We start from the raw sequence: 17,460 nt of genomic DNA on the forward strand, positions 1-17,460 counted from the left end.
TTAGGAAGAACGTATGGACATTCGTAAAATCAAAAAACTGATTGAATTAGTAGAAGAATCGGGCATCACTGAATTAGAAGTGCAAGAAGAAGAAGGTACAGTACGTATTAGTCGTGCGGCACCAGCTGTTGCACCTGCTGCAATTCAATATGCAGCAGCCCCTGTCGCACCGGTTGCGGCTCCTGCTGCTGCGCCAGCACCTGCAGCGGCTGCACCTGCGGAAGCACCAGCCGCTGAAGTGTCTGGTCACCAAGTACGTTCACCAATGGTGGGTACATTCTATCGTAGCCCAAGTCCAGAAGCGAAAGCTTTCGTGGAAGTGGGACAAACTGTCAAAGTAGGCGATGCGCTTTGTATCGTTGAAGCAATGAAAATGATGAACCGTATTGAAGCTGATAAAGCTGGTGTGGTTAAAGCAATCTTAGTAAATGATGGCGAAGCGGTTGAATTTGATCAACCATTGATCGTTATCGAATAATCCCTATCAATCTGAAATGGCGAGCTTTCTCGCCATTTTTTCACCCAAGTGGAAATTGTTATGTTAGAAAAAGTTGTGATTGCTAACCGTGGTGAAATTGCACTGCGTATTTTGCGTGCCTGTAAAGAATTAGGCATTAAAACTGTGGCGGTTCACTCTACCGCTGACCGTGATTTAAAACACGTATTACTTGCAGATGAAACAGTTTGTATCGGACCTGCGCCATCTGTAAAAAGTTATTTAAATATTCCTGCGATTATTGCTGCAGCAGAAGTAACCGGTGCGGATGCGATTCACCCTGGTTATGGTTTCCTTTCTGAAAACGCGGATTTTGCAGAGCAAGTTGAGCGTTCTGGTTTTATCTTTATTGGTCCAACTGCAGACGTTATTCGTTTGATGGGGGATAAAGTTTCTGCAATTAAAGCAATGAAAAAAGCGGGCGTGCCTTGTGTACCGGGTTCTGATGGTCCTGTAGGCAGCGATATCGCGAAAAACAAAGAAATTGCAAAACGTATTGGTTATCCAATTATTATCAAAGCATCTGGCGGCGGCGGTGGTCGTGGTATGCGAGTTGTTCGTAGCGAAGATGCACTTGAAGAATCCATTGCGATGACAAAAGCAGAGGCAAAAGCCGCGTTTAACAATGATATGGTTTACATGGAAAAATATTTAGAAAATCCACGCCATATTGAAATTCAAGTTTTAGCGGATACACACGGTAATGCAATTTATCTTGCTGAGCGTGATTGTTCTATGCAGCGTCGCCACCAAAAAGTCGTAGAAGAAGCACCTGCGCCAGGTATTACCGAAGAAGTTCGTCGTGACATCGGTTCTCGCTGTGCGAAGGCTTGTGTTGAAATTGGCTATCGCGGTGCAGGTACGTTTGAATTCTTGTATGAAAATGGTGAATTCTATTTCATTGAAATGAATACCCGTATTCAAGTAGAGCATCCAGTAACAGAAATGATTACCGGTGTAGATTTGGTGAAAGAACAATTGCGCATTGCAGCTGGTTTACCACTTTCTTATAAACAAGAAGATATCAAAGTGAAAGGCCATGCGATGGAATGTCGTATCAATGCAGAAGATCCAAAAACATTCTTACCATCTCCAGGTAAAGTTGCACACTTGCACTCACCAGGTGGTTTAGGGGTTCGTTGGGATTCTCATGTATATGCTGGTTATACCGTTCCACCACACTACGATTCTATGATCGCAAAATTAATCACATACGGTGATACTCGTGATGTCGCAATCCGTCGTATGCAAAATGCATTATCAGAGACGATCATTGATGGTATCAAAACAAATATCCCACTTCATGAACTCATTCTTGAAGATGAAAACTTCCAAAAAGGTGGTGCGAATATCCACTATTTAGAGAAGAAATTAGGGATGTATGATTAATTCATAATTTTAAGGTAAAGGCAGAATATTTCTGCCTTTTTGTTTATCATTGAATAATTATCTGACGGTAAAATTTTTTAATAGGAACTCAAAATGGAACTTTCACAACGGTATAAGCAAGCGGCTAAGGAAGCTCGCTGGGCATTAAGTTTAGCTATTTTTTATGTGATTGGGTGGTGTGTGTGTGCTTATCTCCCGAAAGATTCACCCGGACCGATAGGTTTTCCGTTGTGGTTTGAATTATCCTGCATTTATTTACCTATTTTGTTTGTAGTTATTGGGTATTGGATTGTCAAAATTGTCTTTTTAGATATCCCGCTAGATGTTGAGTCAAAGGAGAATAAATAATGAATTTAGGTATTATTCTCCCATTAGCTATCTATTTAGTCTTCATCTTTGGCGCGGCATTATTTGCTTATGTAAAACGCAGTAAAGGTGATTTCCTTACGGAATATTATGTAGGAAATCGCTCCATGACGGGCTTTGTCCTTGCGATGACAACGGCTTCCACTTATGCCAGTGCCAGTTCTTTTGTTGGTGGACCAGGGGCAGCTTATAAATATGGGCTAGGTTGGGTATTACTCGCCATGATCCAAGTACCGGCTGTTTGGTTAGCCTTAGGTGCATTAGGTAAAAAGTTTGCACTACTCTCTCGCGAAACTAATGCGCTCACTATTAATGATTTATTTCTCTATCGTTATAAAAACAAATATCTCGTTTGGATTTCCAGTCTAGCATTATTGCTTGCCTTTTTTGCCGCCATGGTTGTGCAATTTATTGGTGGGGCGAGATTGCTCGAAACCACGATAGGAATTCCTTATACTCATGCGTTACTTATTTTTGCCTTAACGGTTGGCATTTATACATTTATTGGTGGTTTCCGAGCGGTCGTATTAACCGATACAATTCAAGGTACGGTAATGATCTTGGGCACAATCGTGTTATTGGTGGGCGTTATTTACCATCTCGGTGGCGTAGAAAGTGCGGTCAATAAATTAACTGAAATTGATCCGAGTTTAGTGAGTCCTTACGGCCCGAATGAGATGCTAGATTTTCAATTTATGGCGTCATTTTGGATTTTAGTTTGTTTCGGTGTGGTTGGCTTACCACATACAGCTGTGCGTTGTATGGCTTTCAAAGATAGTAAAGCCTTACATCGAGGCATGCTAATTGGTACGATTGTCCTTTCAGTCATTATGTTTGGTATGCACTTGGCAGGCGCTTTAGGACGTGCCGTTGTGCCAGATTTAACGGTGTCAGATAAAGTCATTCCAACATTAATGTTGGAAGTGCTTCCTCCTATTGTTGCAGGGATTTTCTTAGCTGCACCGATGTCGGCGATTATGTCCACAGTTGATGCGCAACTCATTCAATCCTCCTCAATTTTTGTGAAAGACTTATATCTTGCAAGCAAACCTGAAGCCGCGAAGAATGAAAAACGAATTAGCCGTATTTCATCAGTCATTACACTGATTTTATCTGCGTTGTTAATTCTCGCGGCACTGAATCCACCAGATATGATTATTTGGTTGAATTTATTTGCTTTCGGGGGATTAGAAGCAGCATTCCTTTGGGTGATTGTATTAGGCATTTATTGGGATAAAGCAAATGCGGCAGGGGCAATAAGCTCAATGGTGGTGGGATTAAGTAGTTATGTGCTGCTGACTCAATTTGGTATCAAACTATTTGGTTTTAATGCGATTGTGCCTGCACTTGTATTTGGTTTGATTGCTTTCATCTTGGGTAACCAATTCGGCGCAAAAAAACAGTAAAAATGGACCGCACTTTATGATTTACCAGATCCTAGCATTGTTTATTTGGAGTAGTGCCTTTGTTGCCGCTAAATACACCTTCACAATGATGGATACTATTTTAATGATCCAAGCCCGTTTATTAATGGCGGCGATTATTGTGATGCCACTTTTTTTTCGTCGTTGGAAAGGTGTTTCAAAACCGATGCGAAAACAGCTTTGGTGGTTAGGTTTTTTTAATTATACCGCGACCTTTTTGCTGCAATTTATTGGTTTAAAATATACGAGTGCGGCGAGCGCAACAACCATGATTGGATTAGAGCCGTTATGTGTGATTTTTATTGGGCATTTTTCCTTTCAAGATCGTGCGAAATGGTATCACTGGTTGTGTGGCGCTTTTGCCTTTTTAGGCGTGGCCATTTTAATTCTAGGTGGGCAGGGCAATGAAGGCTCAAGTGAAATTAGCTTATTGGGCTGCTCATTAGTGGTTGCGGCAAGTATTGTATTTGCTTGTTGTTTACGTTGGACGAAAAAAGTGGTAGCAACGGTTTCTGCTCAAGCCTATACATCGATTTCTATCGTATTAGCGACCATCACCATGCTGCCATTTACTTTATTACTGACGGAAAGCTGGGATATCCATTTTAACTGGCTTGGTTTCTTCGGTTTGATTTATCTCGGCGTAGCATGCAGTTGGTTTGCCTTTTGGTTGTGGAATAAAGGCTTAAATTCAGTAGATGCAAAAATCTCGGGGATTTTGACCGCACTTGAGCCGATTTTCGGTGTCTTTTTAGCGGTATTATTACTTAACGAAGAGGTTTCACTTGTTTCAGCGCTTGGGATTATCATTATTGTGGCTTCAGCCCTAGGCGTAAGTTTATTACCGAAATGGTTACATAAAGAAATTAATTAAAAGGAAAAGAAGATGGCGTGGATTCAAATTCGCTTAAATAGTACAAATGAAAAAGCTGAGAAAATTAGCGATTTTTTAGAAGAAATTGGCTCTGTTTCGGTGACATTTATGGATAGCCAGGATACGCCGATTTTTGAACCACTTCCAGGCGAAACGCGTCTGTGGGGAAATACCGATGTGATTGCATTGTTTGATGCAGAAACCGATATGAATGAGATTGTGAGTTTGCTTAAACAAGCGCATCATTTAGATGAAAATACCGCTTACAAAATCGAGCAAATCGAGGATAAAGACTGGGAACGTGAATGGATGGATAACTTCCACCCAATGCAATTTGGCAAACGTTTATGGATTTGCCCAAGCTGGCGTGAAGTGCCGGATCAAAATGCGGTTAATGTAATGCTTGATCCTGGTTTAGCTTTCGGGACAGGGACCCATCCGACAACCGCACTTTGTTTGGAGTGGTTAGATGGTTTGGATTTAACAGGCAAAACCGTCATCGATTTTGGTTGCGGTTCAGGGATTCTTGCTATTGCCGCCCTTAAATTAGGCGCAAAAAATGCGATTGGTATTGATATCGATCCACAAGCGATTCTTGCCAGTCGTAATAATGCAGAACAAAATGGTGTGGCAGATCGTCTTCAGCTTTTCTTATCCGATGATAAACCTGCCGATTTAAAATCGGATGTCGTTGTGGCGAATATTCTTGCGGGTCCATTAAAAGAACTTTACCCGATTATTTCTCAATTAGTGAAAGAGGGCGGGGATCTAGGACTATCTGGCATTTTAGAAACACAAGCACAATCGGTATGTGATGCTTATACACAATCATTTGATTTAGATCCTGTTGCAGTGAAAGAGGAATGGTGCCGTATTACAGGTAAATTAAAATCGGCTTAATTTCTTTTTGTCAATTAAAAAAAGTGCATTTTTTGAACAAAATTCACTTTGCAAAAAAAAGAAAAATGCGTAATATAGCACCCCTTGTCGGTTGCTATTGTGGCCTGACTTGCTGGAGATAGGACTTGTAATTGGGGATAACATAAAATGCGAATTGGTTCTTACGAATTAAAAAATCGTATTTTATTGGCACCCATGGCAGGTATCACGGATCAGCCCTTTCGACGTTTATGTGCCCATTATGGTGCAGGATTAACGTTTTCAGAGATGATGTCTACTAATCCACAAGTTTGGCATACAGAGAAATCGAAACTTCGTTTAGCACATAGTGAAGAGTTGGGATTAAATGCGGTGCAAATCGCAGGTTCTGATCCTTTAGAAATGGCCCAAGCTGCAGCAATTAATGTAGCCTATGGTGCTGAAATTATCGACATCAATATGGGCTGTCCCGCAAAGAAAGTAAATCGAAAATTAGCGGGCTCTGCACTGCTCCAATTTCCTGATTTAGTGGAAAAAATTTTAAAAGAAGTGGTGAATGCCGTTGATGTGCCTGTGACGTTAAAAATTCGCACAGGTTGGGATAAGGCAAACCGAAACTGTGTGCAAATCGGCAAAATTGCAGAACAATCTGGTATTCAAGCTTTAACCATTCACGGGCGGACGAAAGAATGCTTATTTGAAGGGGAAGCGGAATACGACAATATTCGAGCAGTCAAACAATCAATTTCAATTCCTGTTATTGCGAATGGTGATATTGATTCTGCCTCGAAAGCGAAAAAGGTACTTGAGTATACAGGTGCTGATGCAATAATGATCGGTCGTGCCGCACTAGGCAATCCATGGCTTTTTCAAGCCGTCGAGGCTTTAGTTGAACATGATTCGATAATTCAAACTCCAAGTTTACGTGAAAAGTGCGGTCATATTTTGCGTCATATTCAGGAGCTTCATCAGTTCTATGGTGAGCAAAAAGGCTATCGAATAGCCCGTAAGCACGTGGCTTGGTATTTACAGGGAATTCAACCCGATTCCGTTTTTAGACAGACTTTTAACGCAATTAATGAACCGAAAGAGCAGTTAATTGTGCTGGAAGATTTTTTAAATTCAATTTTGGATAAAGAAAAATGTTAGAACAACAACGTAGTCCGTCTGAAGCGTTAACCGTTTCAGTTTTAAACTCTCAATCACAAGTAACAAACAAACCATTACGTGATTCAGTAAAACAAGCTTTACGCAATTACTTATCACAATTAGATGGTCAAGATGTGAATGATCTTTACGAATTAGTATTAGCGGAAGTTGAACACCCGATGTTAGATATGATTATGCAATACACCCGCGGTAACCAAACCCGTGCAGCAAACATGCTCGGCATTAACCGTGGTACATTGCGTAAGAAATTGAAAAAATACGGTATGGGCTAATTAAGATTAGCAAAAGAAAAGGCGAACATGATGTTCGCCTTTTTATTTATCTATTGAATGGTGAAGCTAATTGGTACACTGACTGAAGAGGTAAATCCAGCTGGTTTTGGACCAACAGGTCTCGCACTTCTCACCGCTTCCAGTGCTGCGTTGTCTAAGCTTTCATCTCCAGAGGAATTCGTTACTCGTTCTCCTGATAAGGAGCCATCTGCCCCTACGCTAAAACTCACGCTCACAACACCTTGTTTACGCATCATCTTCGCACGAGCAGGATAGCGTTTGTGCCGTTCAATTTCACGTCGAATAGCCGCACGATAAGCATTTAGTTCATCCGTATTGGTACCTGAGCCACCTTGAACGCCATTTGTACCAGGTTGACCTGTGGTCGTTGCTTTAGAATTTGCCGTAGCCGTTGAATTAATATTCTTATCGCCAATCGGTAAGCTCTTCGGCATTTCTACCGCTTTCTCTGCTTTTACCTCATTTTTAGGTTTTTCCTTTGGCTTCTCTTTCGGTTTTGGTTTCGGTTTTTCTATTGGTTTTTCTGGCTTTTTCTCAGGTTCTTTTTTCTTCTCGGGTTCTGGTTTTTTCGTTGGATCCGCAACGACTTCCTGTTTTTCAGGTTCCGGTTCTGCCTGTTGAGGTTCAGGTTCCGGCTCTGGAGCCTGTTCTTCTACTCGCATTCCTTGAATCATTTCCATCGAAATCGTTGTAGATATTTCACCTGTAGCATTACTTGCGGCTTCACTTGGCTTATGCCAGTTCCAAAGCAATGCGCCTACAATGGCACCATGAATTAATAGAGAAATAAGCAAGCCTAATAGTGATCGTTTAGCTTGTTGGCTGTTCATTGTTTATGCCCTACTCCGACGCCTCCCACTGCTGGCGAATTTTTGCTCGAAGCGCCTTTATCTTTCATCGAAACAATCGCGACATTTTTAATTTCGTTTTTCGATAACATGTCAGTAATAGTCACAAAATCTTGGAAAGAGGCTTCTGCATCAATTTTTAATGTCACTTTCTGATCTTTATTCCAACCTGCAATCTCTTTTTCAAGTGCTTCTTGCGAGATAGGTTTGTCATTAAAATAAAGTTGTTTATCTGCCGTCACAGTCAATAATTTGGCTAATTCATCTGATTTGAATGCAACCGTTGAACTGGCTTTTGGCACATTGACTTGAATTTTTCCTTGAGAAATAAAGGATGCGGTGATCAACACTATCGCTAATAGCACCAACATAATGTCGATGAAAGGAATAATATTGATTTCATCAAATTTTTTCACGATTATTCCTTATCTTTTTGAGCGTTTAATACTTTCCATTTCAATAAGTTAACTTCTACTTTACGACCTAAGCCGTTATAGAACATCATAGATGGAATTGCGACTAAAATACCTAGTGCGGTTGCTTTTAATGCAAGAGAGAGGTGCATCATGATTGCGCCAGCATCGACATCACCGCCAGCTTGACCAATTTGATAGAAGGTTAACAAAATACCAATTACTGTTCCTAACAAGCCCACATAAGGTGCGTTTGCACCAACTGTTGAAATGATCGTCATATTGCGATTTAAATCAATTTCAAGCGAATGGATATTGGTATATTTAGCCACATTGATACGGCTTAAAAAGATAAAGCGCTCAATTACAGTTGCAAGCATAATTACGCTCATAAGAAGTAAAAGCCCGATAATAATGTAATCACTATATTGTTCTAAAAACTCAAAAAGTTTTGGCATCTGATAGTCCTTTTATGTGTAATAAAGAATACAAAATGAATTGATAATGAATTTCAATTAGGTTGGTGATTCTATCAAATGGAAAATAGAGCGTAAATATAAATTAGAAAAATGGCTATTTTTTTGACCGCACTTTGAGGTAAATCATAGAAAGTGCGGTTGTTTTGAGAGGGGATTTAAAGGGATTGCAGGTAATCTAAGACAACCTGATGATGTTCGCCTGTTTTGAATTTATCAAAAACGTGTTGAATTTTGCCTTGTTCATCAATGAGGAAGCTAATACGGTGAATGCCGTCATAGGTGCGTCCCATAAATTTCTTTTCTCCCCATACACCAAATTGCTCGGCAACCTGGTGATCTTCATCAGAAAGCAAGGTGAAATTGAGTGACTTTTTCTCAACAAATTGAGCCAGTTTTTTGGGCGCATCTGTGCTGATGCCTAAAATAACCACACCTAATTTTTCTAACTCACTTTTAGCATCACGTAAACCGCAGGCTTGAGTTGTACAGCCTGGTGTTAAGGCTTTGGGATAAAAATACACAAGTACTTTTTTGCCTTTAAAGTCGCTAAGCGAAATTGGCTGATTGTCTTGATTTAAAAGGGTGAATTGCGGTGCTAAGTCACCCGCTTGTAATGTTTTCATAAAAAATCCTTAAAAATGTAAAAAATGATTTGTAAATTCAAGCTATTTTAGCGATTATAACCAGATATTTTCAAATGTTATTGTTAAAACGCAAAATAGATGTAAATGGAGTGCCTTATGACTACGCAAACCCCCTTATTTTCAGGCAGTATTGTTGCTTTAGTAACCCCGATGGATAACCACGGAAACATTGATTTTGAAACATTAGAAAAACTTATTGAGTTTCATATCAATGCGGGTACAGATTCGATTGTATCTGTGGGTACAACGGGAGAGTCCGCCACATTAAGTATTGAAGAAAATGTGAAAGTGATTGAAAAGACGGTTGAGTTAGCAAAAGGACGTATTCCAATCATTGCTGGCACCGGTGCTAATGCAACGAGTGAAGCCATTGTGATGACAAAATTATTACGTGATAGCGGTGTTGCAGGTTGTTTATCTGTTGTTCCTTACTACAATAAACCAACTCAAGAAGGCATGTTCCAACATTTTAAAGCGATTGCAGAATGCACGGATTTACCACAACTTCTTTATAACGTTCCAGGTCGTACCGGTAGTGATATGAAACCTGAAACCGTCGCACGTTTGTCTCAAATTGAGAATATTGTAGGGATTAAAGAAGCAACAGGCGATTTAACTCGCATTACTGCGATTAAAGAATTAACCGGTAAAGATTTCATTGTATTAAGTGGAGATGATGCCACAGGGTTAGAAGCGATGAAATTAGGCGCAGAGGGTGTTATTTCTGTGACAAATAACCTTGCTGCAAAAAATATGGCCGCGATGTGTCGCCATGCTTTAGCAGGCGATTTTGCGAAAGCGGAAGAAATTAATGCACGTTTAATGCCTTTACATCAAGATTTATTTATTGAATCAAACCCAATTCCAGTTAAATGGGCAGCATATCGTTTAGGTTTAATTAAGACTCCACATTTACGTTTACCACTTACTGTGTTAAGCGAAAGCGCGCAAGTAAAAGTGGAAGAAGCATTAAAAATTGCTGGCTTAATTTAATGAATTAAAGGGTTGTTTTTACAGCCCTTTAAACTTTCGACTTTTTTATTTGTCAAAGAGCGGTCATTATTTTAATTATTTTTATTGAAGGATTTAAGGAATGAAAAAAATCGTACTGAGTTTAGTCGCAGCAGCATTGTTATCGGCGTGTTCAAACAGCGTAGAAAAAATGCAGACGGCTAATGACACTTACCAAAATTCTGATCGTGAAATACCGAGCTTTTCTCCTTTAGCAAGTGGTGGTGTAACATTGCCGCAAGCCGATCCGACTTATGAACTTCCTCAGCTTAATGCGAAAAAAGAACGCGTGGATATTCGTCCGCCTTCAACCCCATTAGCGATTATCAAAAATTCTTTGACACAATTTGATGGCGAACGTGCATTGATTGTTTATACGGATGCGCAAGCAGAGCTTTATAATCTCAAACAAATTGAGCGTTTATTAAAAGAAGAAGGCACGAATTCAACTTTAAATGGTGCAGTATTAATTAGCGATTGGGCGCCAACAGGTCGTGTAGATGATAAAGCCAATACAGAGATCCGTTATAAAATTGAACAAGTTACGGCGCAAGATGCAAGTGCGTTAGCGGTTTCTGTAGAGCAAATGCGTCGTGATGGTGTGATTTACACACCAAATCAAGCAGATAAACAACGCTATGCATCGGATCGTTTAAATCGTTTTGTTGCTGCGCTTACTAATGCTTATAACAAGCAACAACAAGATTTAAATAATGCTTCTGCAGGACCTTTCCAATCAGGTTTAATTACTGATACGAATGGTAGAATGGCATTAGGTATGGATGCAAGCTTTGGTCAAGCATGGCAACGTTTAGGTTCGACTTTACCTAAATTAGGCTTTAAATCTACATCGGAATCGGCAGGCCGTGGCTATCGCGAGTTAAAATATAAACCATTGGATAAACAAGAGTGGCTACGTTTAGGTGTGAATCCGCCTAATCTAGAAAAAGGTGTTTACCAAATGCAAATCTCCGCAGTGGGTAAACAAAGTGCGGTCGTCATCACTGATGAAGATGGTAAGGCATTGCCAAATGAAGCGGCTCAATCCCTCTATTCCGCGCTAGGTGTGTTACTTGCGCAATAATATAATAAGTTGATAAATAAAAAGTGCGGTTTAATTTGACCGCACTTTTTTATTGGAAACAGATTTATTCGGCTTTCACGCCTAAGTTACCCATTTTTACGCCGAGGTTACCGAGTGAAACTGGGTCCAAATAATCCCCTAAGAATTTGAATAACTCGCTTAATTCTGTAAATGAGCGTTTGATTTTTACTTGATCTTCTACTTTACGCACAAATTCATAACGCACATTTTCGCCTTCAAAATAAGCCGTGAGCGTGAGATAAATGGTTTCAAAAAAGTGGCTTTGAGCCCCTTCTTCACCTGGATCGCTGATACGGACATTCCAAGTATTGTTAAATAAAACTTCTGTTTTGATTGACATATAGACTTCCTCTGTTTGTTATTTTTTATACTGAAATTGAAACGAAAAACCCGATGATAAAATTTCTGAAATCAAAAACTTTATCATCGGGCTTTTCAAACCAATTGCTCGCATATTTTGCTTTTCGTTGGTAACTGCCTTTGCCTTTACGTTTTTTCTCAACGCGTTGGCGGAATAATTTGTCGTGTAATAGTGCCATCACGGCATTATCTTTCACGACACCTTTGGTGTGTTGATAAATGGGCTGATTTTCAACTGCACTTTTTGTTTTTTTCGTCATATTTACCTCTAAAAAATTGCCGTGAAGTCGTTCACGGCAAGTCATTATAGCGAAAATGAATAGAATTACAAAATGGTGAGTACGCTTTCAGGCGGTCGTCCAATTTTAGCTTTTTCACCTTTTACCACAATCGGGCGTTCTAATAGGGCTGAATTTTCACTGATGGCTTTTAATAAATCATCATTCGTTAATGCTGGATTATCTAACCCTAATGATTGATAAAGCTCATCTTTGGTACGCATCATTTTTCTGACATCATCTAATCCTAATTTATTAGCCAGTTGCTGCAATGCTTCAACAGAGTAGTGTTGTTGTAAATAAAGTTCAATCGTCGGTTGAATGCCTTTTTCTTCTAATAAAGCTAAGGTTTCACGGCTTTTTGAGCAACGCGGATTATGATAAATCGTCACAGACATAACGTTTCCTTCTATTTTATGTTGAATGAGTGGATATAGGATTGATTCAAATTTTAACTTATAATGACAAAAAATACTTGTTTAGGAAGACTTTATGTTAGAAATGCTAAAAAATTGGTATAGCCGTCGCTTAAGCGATCCGCAGGCGATGGGGCTACTTGCCATTTTGTTGTTTGGCTTTATTGCGATTTATTTCTTTAGTGATTTAATCGCCCCGTTGCTGATTGCCATTGTATTAGCATATTTATTGGAAATGCCGATTAATTTTCTAACGAAAAAATTAAAATTTCCTCGAATGCTCGCTACGCTAGTCATTTTTGGTGGATTTATAACCTTGGCGTTATTAATTTTCTTCGGGCTTGTGCCAACATTATGGAATCAAACCATTTCCTTATTAAGCGATTTGCCAGCCATGTTCAATAAGTTACATGAATGGTTGTTAGCCCTTCCTGAGCATTATCCTGAACTCATTGATTACACCATGATTGATACCTTTTTCAGTGCCGCTCGTGCGAAGATTTTGGGCTATGGCGAGTCTGCAGTGAAATTGTCGATTAGTTCATTAATGAACCTGGTATCACTGGGTATTTATGCATTTTTAGTGCCATTAATGATGTTCTTTATGCTGAAAGATAAAAGCGAACTTCTTGCGGGTGTGAGCCGATTTTTGCCTAAAAATCGTATTTTGGCATCAAGAGTATGGAATGAAATGCAGCAACAAATTGCGAATTATATTCATGGTAAGTTGTTGGAAATTTTGATTGTCGGTGTGGTGACTTACATCATCTTTTTAAGCTTTGGTTTAAATTATCCACTCTTGCTTTCTGTTGCCGTTGGGCTTTCTGTATTAGTGCCTTATATCGGCGCGGTATTGGTGACGATTCCTGTTGCTTTAGTTGCGATGTTCCAGTTTGGCATTTCCCCAACGTTTTGGTATTTAATTGTGGCCTTTGCGGTGAGTCAACTTCTCGATGGAAACTTGTTGGTACCGTATTTATTCTCTGAAGTCGTTAATTTACACCCTTTAGTCATCATTATTTCAGTGCTGATTTTTGGCGGGTTATGGGGATTCTGGGGCGTATTCTTTGCGATTCCATTGGCAACGCTCGTCAAAGCTGTGATAAATGCATTGCCGGATTAGACAGGATTAAAACGATAAAAAGAAAGCTGACGAAAGTCAGCTTTTTTGTTCTTTTAATTTTTGGATATCCAGAATTTCGACACAATCTATTGTCCCTGCTTTAATACGCCATTTAATATTAAATTCGTACAGACTAATACCGTAAATACGATCGGTTTCTTTACCTTGTTGATAAGCGGGACGGGGATCTTGTGCGATCACTTCCGTAATGAATCTTGCTAAGTGCGGTCGATTTTTATGATATTTTTCCACCGCACTTTGGGCGATTTCTGTAAATTCAACGCTTAATTTCGCAGGTGGTTTTTCTTGTGCAAAACTTGATTTTGCCTCAGGCTCGCTATCAGCATAGGCAATATAAGGTTTAATATCAAAAATAGGTGTGCCATCGACAAGATCCACGGAACCCAAATGCAGAAAAACACGCCCATGAATACATTCCACTTGGCGTAATTCTACTTTGGATAAGCCTAGCGGATTAGGGCGATGCGTAGCGCGTGAAGCAAATACGCCGACACGTTGATTGCCGCCTAAACGAGGGGGGCGAACAGTGGATTGCCATTTCCCATGGGGCACTTTGTCAAATTGGAAAATAAGCCAAAGATGGCTAAATTGCTCTAAGCCTCTCACTGCCTCTGGCGAATTATAAGGGGGGAGCAGTTCCACAATACCAATGCCATCCTGTACTAAATCTGGCTGTCGTGGTACTGAGAATTTTTCTTTGTAAGGGGTGTGAATCACCGCAATTGGGTGAAGAGTCAGTGTTAAATCATTCATAAAAAGGCAATTTCCGTGTAAAATACGCTCTTTATTGTAATCAAAAGTGCGGTCAAAAAAAATGACAAATCATAAATTGAAAATGTGGTGGGAAACCGCTCGCCCAAAAACCTTGCCTTTGGCATTAGCTTCTATTTTTACCGGCTCTGCATTGGCATATTGGGCGGATAAAGAGAGTTTTAATCTTACCGTAATGTTACTTTGCTTACTTACTACTATTTTATTGCAAGTACTTTCTAACTTTGCTAACGATTACGGCGATCATCAAAAAGGGTCAGATACCGAAGAACGTATTGGACCTTTACGTGGTATTCAGCAAGGTGCAATTTCTGCGAATGAGCTTAAATGGGGCTTAATTTTAATGGCGGTAGGTTCATTTTTCTCCGGCGCATTCTTAATTGGTATCGCATATCAAAGTCTGACTGATTTATTGGTCTTTGCTGGTTTGGGTATTCTTGCCATTATTGCTGCCATTACTTATACCGTAGGCGCGAAACCTTATGGTTATTTAGGTTTAGGCGATTTGTCTGTTTTGCTCTTTTTTGGACTATTAGGTGTGGGTGGAACTTATTATCTCCAAACTCACAGCATTGATAGCTTAATTATTTTACCTGCGTTAGGCTCAGGTTTATTAGCAACAGCCGTTTTAAATATCAATAATTTACGTGATATTGAGCAAGATGCGAAAGTAGGGAAAAATACTCTGGTTGTGCGTATTGGCCCGAAGAAAGGACGTATTTATCATTGTATTTTATTAAGCGTTGCCGCTTTATGTTATGTGCTATTTGCGGCCTCAACAGCATTCAGCCCTTGGCATTTCTTATTTTTATTGGCATTTCCATTGTTATTAAAACACGCATTATTTGTTTATCGCAGCAAAGAGCCCGCAGTGTTGCGTCCGATGTTGGCACAGATGTCAATGATTTCTTTATTTATCAATATCTTGTTTAGTTTAGGCTTGCTTATCGGCTAAATCGGCTTATACTAGAGAAAAAATTTTAACGACAAGGGGTATATTATGTATATCGATACTTCAGAACTTTGTGATATTTATGCTGATCAAGTAGATGTGGTTGAGCCAATTTTTTCTAGCTTTGGTGGCGTCAGCAATTTCTACGGTAAAGTGACGACAGTAAAATGTTTTGAAAATAATGGATTAATTGCCAAGATTCTTGAAGAAAATGGAGAAGGCAGAGTGCTTGTCGTAGATGGTGGTGGTGCAGTTCGCCGTGCTTTAATTGATGCTGAGCTTGCACAACTTGCCGCAGATAATGACTGGGCGGGTATCATTGTTTATGGTGCAGTGCGTCAAATTCAACAACTTGAAAATATTGATATTGGTATTCATGCGCTTGCCCCAATTCCAGTTGGTGCAGATGAAAATAATCATGGTGAAAGTGATCTTCCTGTGAATTTTGGTGGTGTAACATTCTTCCCTGAAGATTATATTTATGCCGATTTAACAGGTATCATTCTTTCACAGGAAGCATTAGATTTAGAAGACGTCGAAGAAGAATAATTTTGAAATTATTGACCTTTTTAAAGTGCGGTTAGAAATAACCGCACTTTTTTTGTTAAAATTTTTTTGAACAAGATCACATTTTAGACATTTGTTAGTTGAAAGTTTGTAACATTCATTTAACATCGAAAATAGTTCATTTGTAATCAGTTTGGAGGGACTCATGAACGAAACAAACACAACTAAAAATTATAAAAGTGGGATTATCTTTCTGCTGGCGATAGCCTGTTTTTTTATCTTATTAAAATCTTTACCTTTCGCACCTAAGGAAAATGCTGGTTTAGCATTATTAGCCTTTGTGGCGATTCTTTGGTTAACTGAGGCATTGCATGTCACAGTAACCGCTCTGTTGGTGCCATTACTTGCGATTGCACTTGATTTGGTGACAACTAAGCAAGCTTTAGTCGCGTTTGCCGATCCAACTATTTTCTTATTCTTTGGTGGATTTGCTTTAGCAACAGCATTGCATATGCAAAAGCTTGATAAAATGATTGCTAATAAAATCATGGCGATGGCCCGTGGTAATTTATTTGTAGCTATTATGTATCTTTTCTCAATTACCGCTTTCCTTTCTATGTGGATGAGTAATACAGCAACAGCAGCTATGATGTTGCCTCTAGCGATGGGGATCTTAAGCAAACTTGATAAAGAAAAAGAACATAATACTTATGTCTTCGTATTATTAGGGATTGCATATAGTGCGAGTATTGGTGGTATGGGTACATTAGTGGGTAGCCCACCAAATGCTATCGTTGCAAGTAACTTACATTTAACCTTCTCTGATTGGTTATGGTATGGTTTACCAATTATGCTCATTTTGATGCCGTTGATGATTGGTACACTTTTCATTGTCTTTAAACCAAAACTTAATTTACATTTTGAACAAAACTTTGAACGTATTGAAATGAATGGCCAACGCGTTTTAACGCTTGTCATTTTTGGTGTTATTGCGCTTTGTTGGGTATTTAGTAGTTATATTAATCCAATCATTTCAGGTGTATTTGGTCTTGCTAAAAATATCGGTAGTTTTGATAGCGTCGTCGCATTACTTGCGGCTGTCATTATTTGTTCAACCGGTGTGGCAAATTGGAAACAAATCCAAGAAAGCACTGACTGGGGCGTATTGATGCTTTTCGGGGGCGGTTTAACCTTGAGTGCGGTGTTAAAAGATTCGGGCGCAAGTAAAGTGTTAGCTGACGGTATTGTATTCTTAGTTCAAGGACAACATTACTACCTCATCGGTTTATTGGTCGCAACCTTCATTATTTTCTTAACTGAATTTACTTCCAATACGGCAAGTGCGGCGTTATTAGTACCAATCTTTATTTCTATCGCACAATCTCTCGGTATGCCGGAAATTGGTCTTGCGTTAATTATCGGTTTAGGTGCATCTTGTGCCTTCATGTTACCAGTGGCGACACCGCCAAATGCAATCGTATTTGGTACAGGTGAGGTTCGCCAAAGCGATATGGTTAAAGCTGGATTTATCTTAAATATTGTGTGTATACTCGTTATCGCGACAATAGGATATTATTTCTGGTTGAATTAATCATATAAAGAAAAGGGCGTGTTGGATATTCAACACGCCCTTTTATTATT

22 protein-coding genes are annotated in these 17,460 nt (G+C 39.4%); 14 read left to right on the forward strand and 8 right to left on the reverse strand.

The window, feature by feature from the left end:
- Nucleotides 1-13 precede the first annotated feature (13 nt).
- The 8 genes from accB (at nt 14) to fis (ending at nt 6,870) form a co-directional block, all read left to right on the forward strand.
- A complete protein-coding gene (gene accB, locus HMPREF3279_RS06475) occupies nt 14-478 on the forward strand; it encodes an acetyl-CoA carboxylase biotin carboxyl carrier protein (protein ID WP_005698314.1) in 465 nt (154 codons plus the stop codon).
- Nucleotides 479-538: 60 nt separating this feature from the next.
- Complete coding sequence (gene accC, locus HMPREF3279_RS06480) at nt 539-1,885, forward strand: acetyl-CoA carboxylase biotin carboxylase subunit (protein WP_070868590.1); 1,347 nt, start codon at nt 539-541, stop codon at nt 1,883-1,885.
- Between the two features lie 93 nt (nt 1,886-1,978).
- Nucleotides 1,979-2,233 carry a YhdT family protein gene (locus tag HMPREF3279_RS06485; protein ID WP_070868594.1) on the forward strand — a complete coding sequence of 85 codons (255 nt, stop codon included), beginning with the start codon at nt 1,979-1,981 and terminating at the stop codon, nt 2,231-2,233.
- On the forward strand, nt 2,233-3,657 hold the full coding sequence (gene panF, locus HMPREF3279_RS06490) for a sodium/pantothenate symporter (protein ID WP_070868596.1): 1,425 nt from the start codon (nt 2,233-2,235) through the stop codon (nt 3,655-3,657). Before HMPREF3279_RS06485 ends, panF begins: the two co-directional genes overlap by 1 nt.
- Nucleotides 3,658-3,673: 16 nt before the next feature.
- Nucleotides 3,674-4,549 (forward strand): DMT family transporter, encoded by an 876-nt coding sequence (locus HMPREF3279_RS06495; protein ID WP_070868598.1) that lies wholly within the window; start codon nt 3,674-3,676, stop codon nt 4,547-4,549.
- Between the two features lie 12 nt (nt 4,550-4,561).
- Complete coding sequence (gene prmA / locus HMPREF3279_RS06500; RefSeq protein WP_070868600.1) at nt 4,562-5,449, forward strand: 50S ribosomal protein L11 methyltransferase; 888 nt, start codon at nt 4,562-4,564, stop codon at nt 5,447-5,449.
- Between the two features lie 147 nt (nt 5,450-5,596).
- Complete coding sequence (gene dusB, locus HMPREF3279_RS06505) at nt 5,597-6,577, forward strand: tRNA dihydrouridine synthase DusB (protein ID WP_049368236.1); 981 nt, start codon at nt 5,597-5,599, stop codon at nt 6,575-6,577.
- Nucleotides 6,571-6,870 carry a DNA-binding transcriptional regulator Fis gene (gene fis, locus HMPREF3279_RS06510; RefSeq protein ID WP_005696908.1) on the forward strand — a complete coding sequence of 100 codons (300 nt, stop codon included), beginning with the start codon at nt 6,571-6,573 and terminating at the stop codon, nt 6,868-6,870. The genes dusB and fis overlap by 7 nt, the downstream gene beginning before the upstream one ends.
- A 50-nt stretch (nt 6,871-6,920) precedes the next feature.
- Here fis and HMPREF3279_RS06515 read toward each other — a convergent pair whose 3' ends face one another.
- The 4 genes from HMPREF3279_RS06515 to bcp form a co-directional block, all read right to left on the reverse strand.
- Nucleotides 6,921-7,721 (reverse strand): energy transducer TonB, encoded by an 801-nt coding sequence (locus HMPREF3279_RS06515; protein WP_070868602.1) that lies wholly within the window; start codon nt 7,719-7,721, stop codon nt 6,921-6,923.
- Complete coding sequence (gene exbD, locus HMPREF3279_RS06520; RefSeq protein ID WP_049373578.1) at nt 7,718-8,155, reverse strand: TonB system transport protein ExbD; 438 nt, start codon at nt 8,153-8,155, stop codon at nt 7,718-7,720. The genes HMPREF3279_RS06515 and exbD overlap by 4 nt, the downstream gene beginning before the upstream one ends.
- Nucleotides 8,156-8,157: 2 nt before the next feature.
- A complete protein-coding gene (exbB, locus tag HMPREF3279_RS06525) occupies nt 8,158-8,610 on the reverse strand; it encodes a TonB-system energizer ExbB (protein ID WP_070868604.1) in 453 nt (150 codons plus the stop codon).
- A 176-nt stretch (nt 8,611-8,786) separates the two neighbouring features.
- The gene (gene bcp / locus HMPREF3279_RS06530) at nt 8,787-9,254 is read right to left on the reverse strand and encodes a thioredoxin-dependent thiol peroxidase (RefSeq protein WP_049365294.1); all 468 of its coding nucleotides are present in this window, start codon (nt 9,252-9,254) and stop codon (nt 8,787-8,789) included.
- 117 nt (nt 9,255-9,371) lie between these two features.
- On the opposite strand from bcp, the gene dapA reads away from it, so the two are divergent.
- Together dapA and bamC are read left to right on the forward strand one after the other, a co-directional pair.
- Nucleotides 9,372-10,268, forward strand: coding sequence for a 4-hydroxy-tetrahydrodipicolinate synthase (gene dapA / locus HMPREF3279_RS06535; protein ID WP_070868605.1), 897 nt, complete (start codon nt 9,372-9,374; stop codon nt 10,266-10,268).
- Nucleotides 10,269-10,368: 100 nt separating this feature from the next.
- Entirely contained in the window at nt 10,369-11,370 is a 1,002-nt protein-coding gene (gene bamC / locus HMPREF3279_RS06540) for an outer membrane protein assembly factor BamC (RefSeq protein WP_070868606.1), read from the forward strand.
- A 64-nt stretch (nt 11,371-11,434) separates the two neighbouring features.
- Here bamC and HMPREF3279_RS06545 read toward each other — a convergent pair whose 3' ends face one another.
- The 3 genes from HMPREF3279_RS06545 to arsC form a co-directional block, all read right to left on the reverse strand.
- Entirely contained in the window at nt 11,435-11,731 is a 297-nt protein-coding gene (locus HMPREF3279_RS06545; RefSeq protein WP_049371484.1) for a DUF5377 family protein, read from the reverse strand.
- A 25-nt stretch (nt 11,732-11,756) separates the two neighbouring features.
- Nucleotides 11,757-12,011: an alternative ribosome-rescue factor A gene (locus HMPREF3279_RS06550; RefSeq protein WP_014064744.1), complete on the reverse strand. Its 255-nt coding sequence runs from the start codon at nt 12,009-12,011 to the stop codon at nt 11,757-11,759.
- A 65-nt stretch (nt 12,012-12,076) separates the two neighbouring features.
- On the reverse strand, nt 12,077-12,427 hold the full coding sequence (arsC, locus tag HMPREF3279_RS06555; protein ID WP_049371485.1) for an arsenate reductase (glutaredoxin): 351 nt from the start codon (nt 12,425-12,427) through the stop codon (nt 12,077-12,079).
- Between the two features lie 94 nt (nt 12,428-12,521).
- Here arsC and HMPREF3279_RS06560 point away from each other — a divergent pair, with 94 nt between their 5' ends.
- Nucleotides 12,522-13,568 (forward strand): AI-2E family transporter, encoded by a 1,047-nt coding sequence (locus HMPREF3279_RS06560; RefSeq protein WP_049371486.1) that lies wholly within the window; start codon nt 12,522-12,524, stop codon nt 13,566-13,568.
- A 36-nt stretch (nt 13,569-13,604) separates the two neighbouring features.
- On the opposite strand, the gene tsaA is transcribed toward HMPREF3279_RS06560, so the two are convergent.
- Nucleotides 13,605-14,342 carry a tRNA (N6-threonylcarbamoyladenosine(37)-N6)-methyltransferase TrmO gene (tsaA, locus tag HMPREF3279_RS06565; RefSeq protein WP_070868607.1) on the reverse strand — a complete coding sequence of 246 codons (738 nt, stop codon included), beginning with the start codon at nt 14,340-14,342 and terminating at the stop codon, nt 13,605-13,607.
- A gap of 61 nt (nt 14,343-14,403) precedes the next feature.
- Here tsaA and HMPREF3279_RS06570 point away from each other — a divergent pair, with 61 nt between their 5' ends.
- The 3 genes from HMPREF3279_RS06570 (at nt 14,404) to HMPREF3279_RS06580 (ending at nt 17,410) form a co-directional block, all read left to right on the forward strand.
- Nucleotides 14,404-15,315: a 1,4-dihydroxy-2-naphthoate polyprenyltransferase gene (locus HMPREF3279_RS06570; protein WP_070591806.1), complete on the forward strand. Its 912-nt coding sequence runs from the start codon at nt 14,404-14,406 to the stop codon at nt 15,313-15,315.
- Nucleotides 15,316-15,360: 45 nt separating this feature from the next.
- On the forward strand, nt 15,361-15,861 hold the full coding sequence (gene rraA, locus HMPREF3279_RS06575; RefSeq protein WP_070591803.1) for a ribonuclease E activity regulator RraA: 501 nt from the start codon (nt 15,361-15,363) through the stop codon (nt 15,859-15,861).
- Nucleotides 15,862-16,024: 163 nt separating this feature from the next.
- Nucleotides 16,025-17,410, forward strand: a complete 1,386-nt coding sequence (locus HMPREF3279_RS06580) for a DASS family sodium-coupled anion symporter (RefSeq protein WP_070591801.1) — start codon at nt 16,025-16,027, stop codon at nt 17,408-17,410.
- Nucleotides 17,411-17,460 lie beyond the last annotated feature (50 nt).

It is taken from the genome of Haemophilus sp. HMSC71H05 (assembly GCF_001838635.1).
GTDB lineage: Bacteria > Pseudomonadota > Gammaproteobacteria > Enterobacterales > Pasteurellaceae > Haemophilus_D > Haemophilus_D parainfluenzae_R.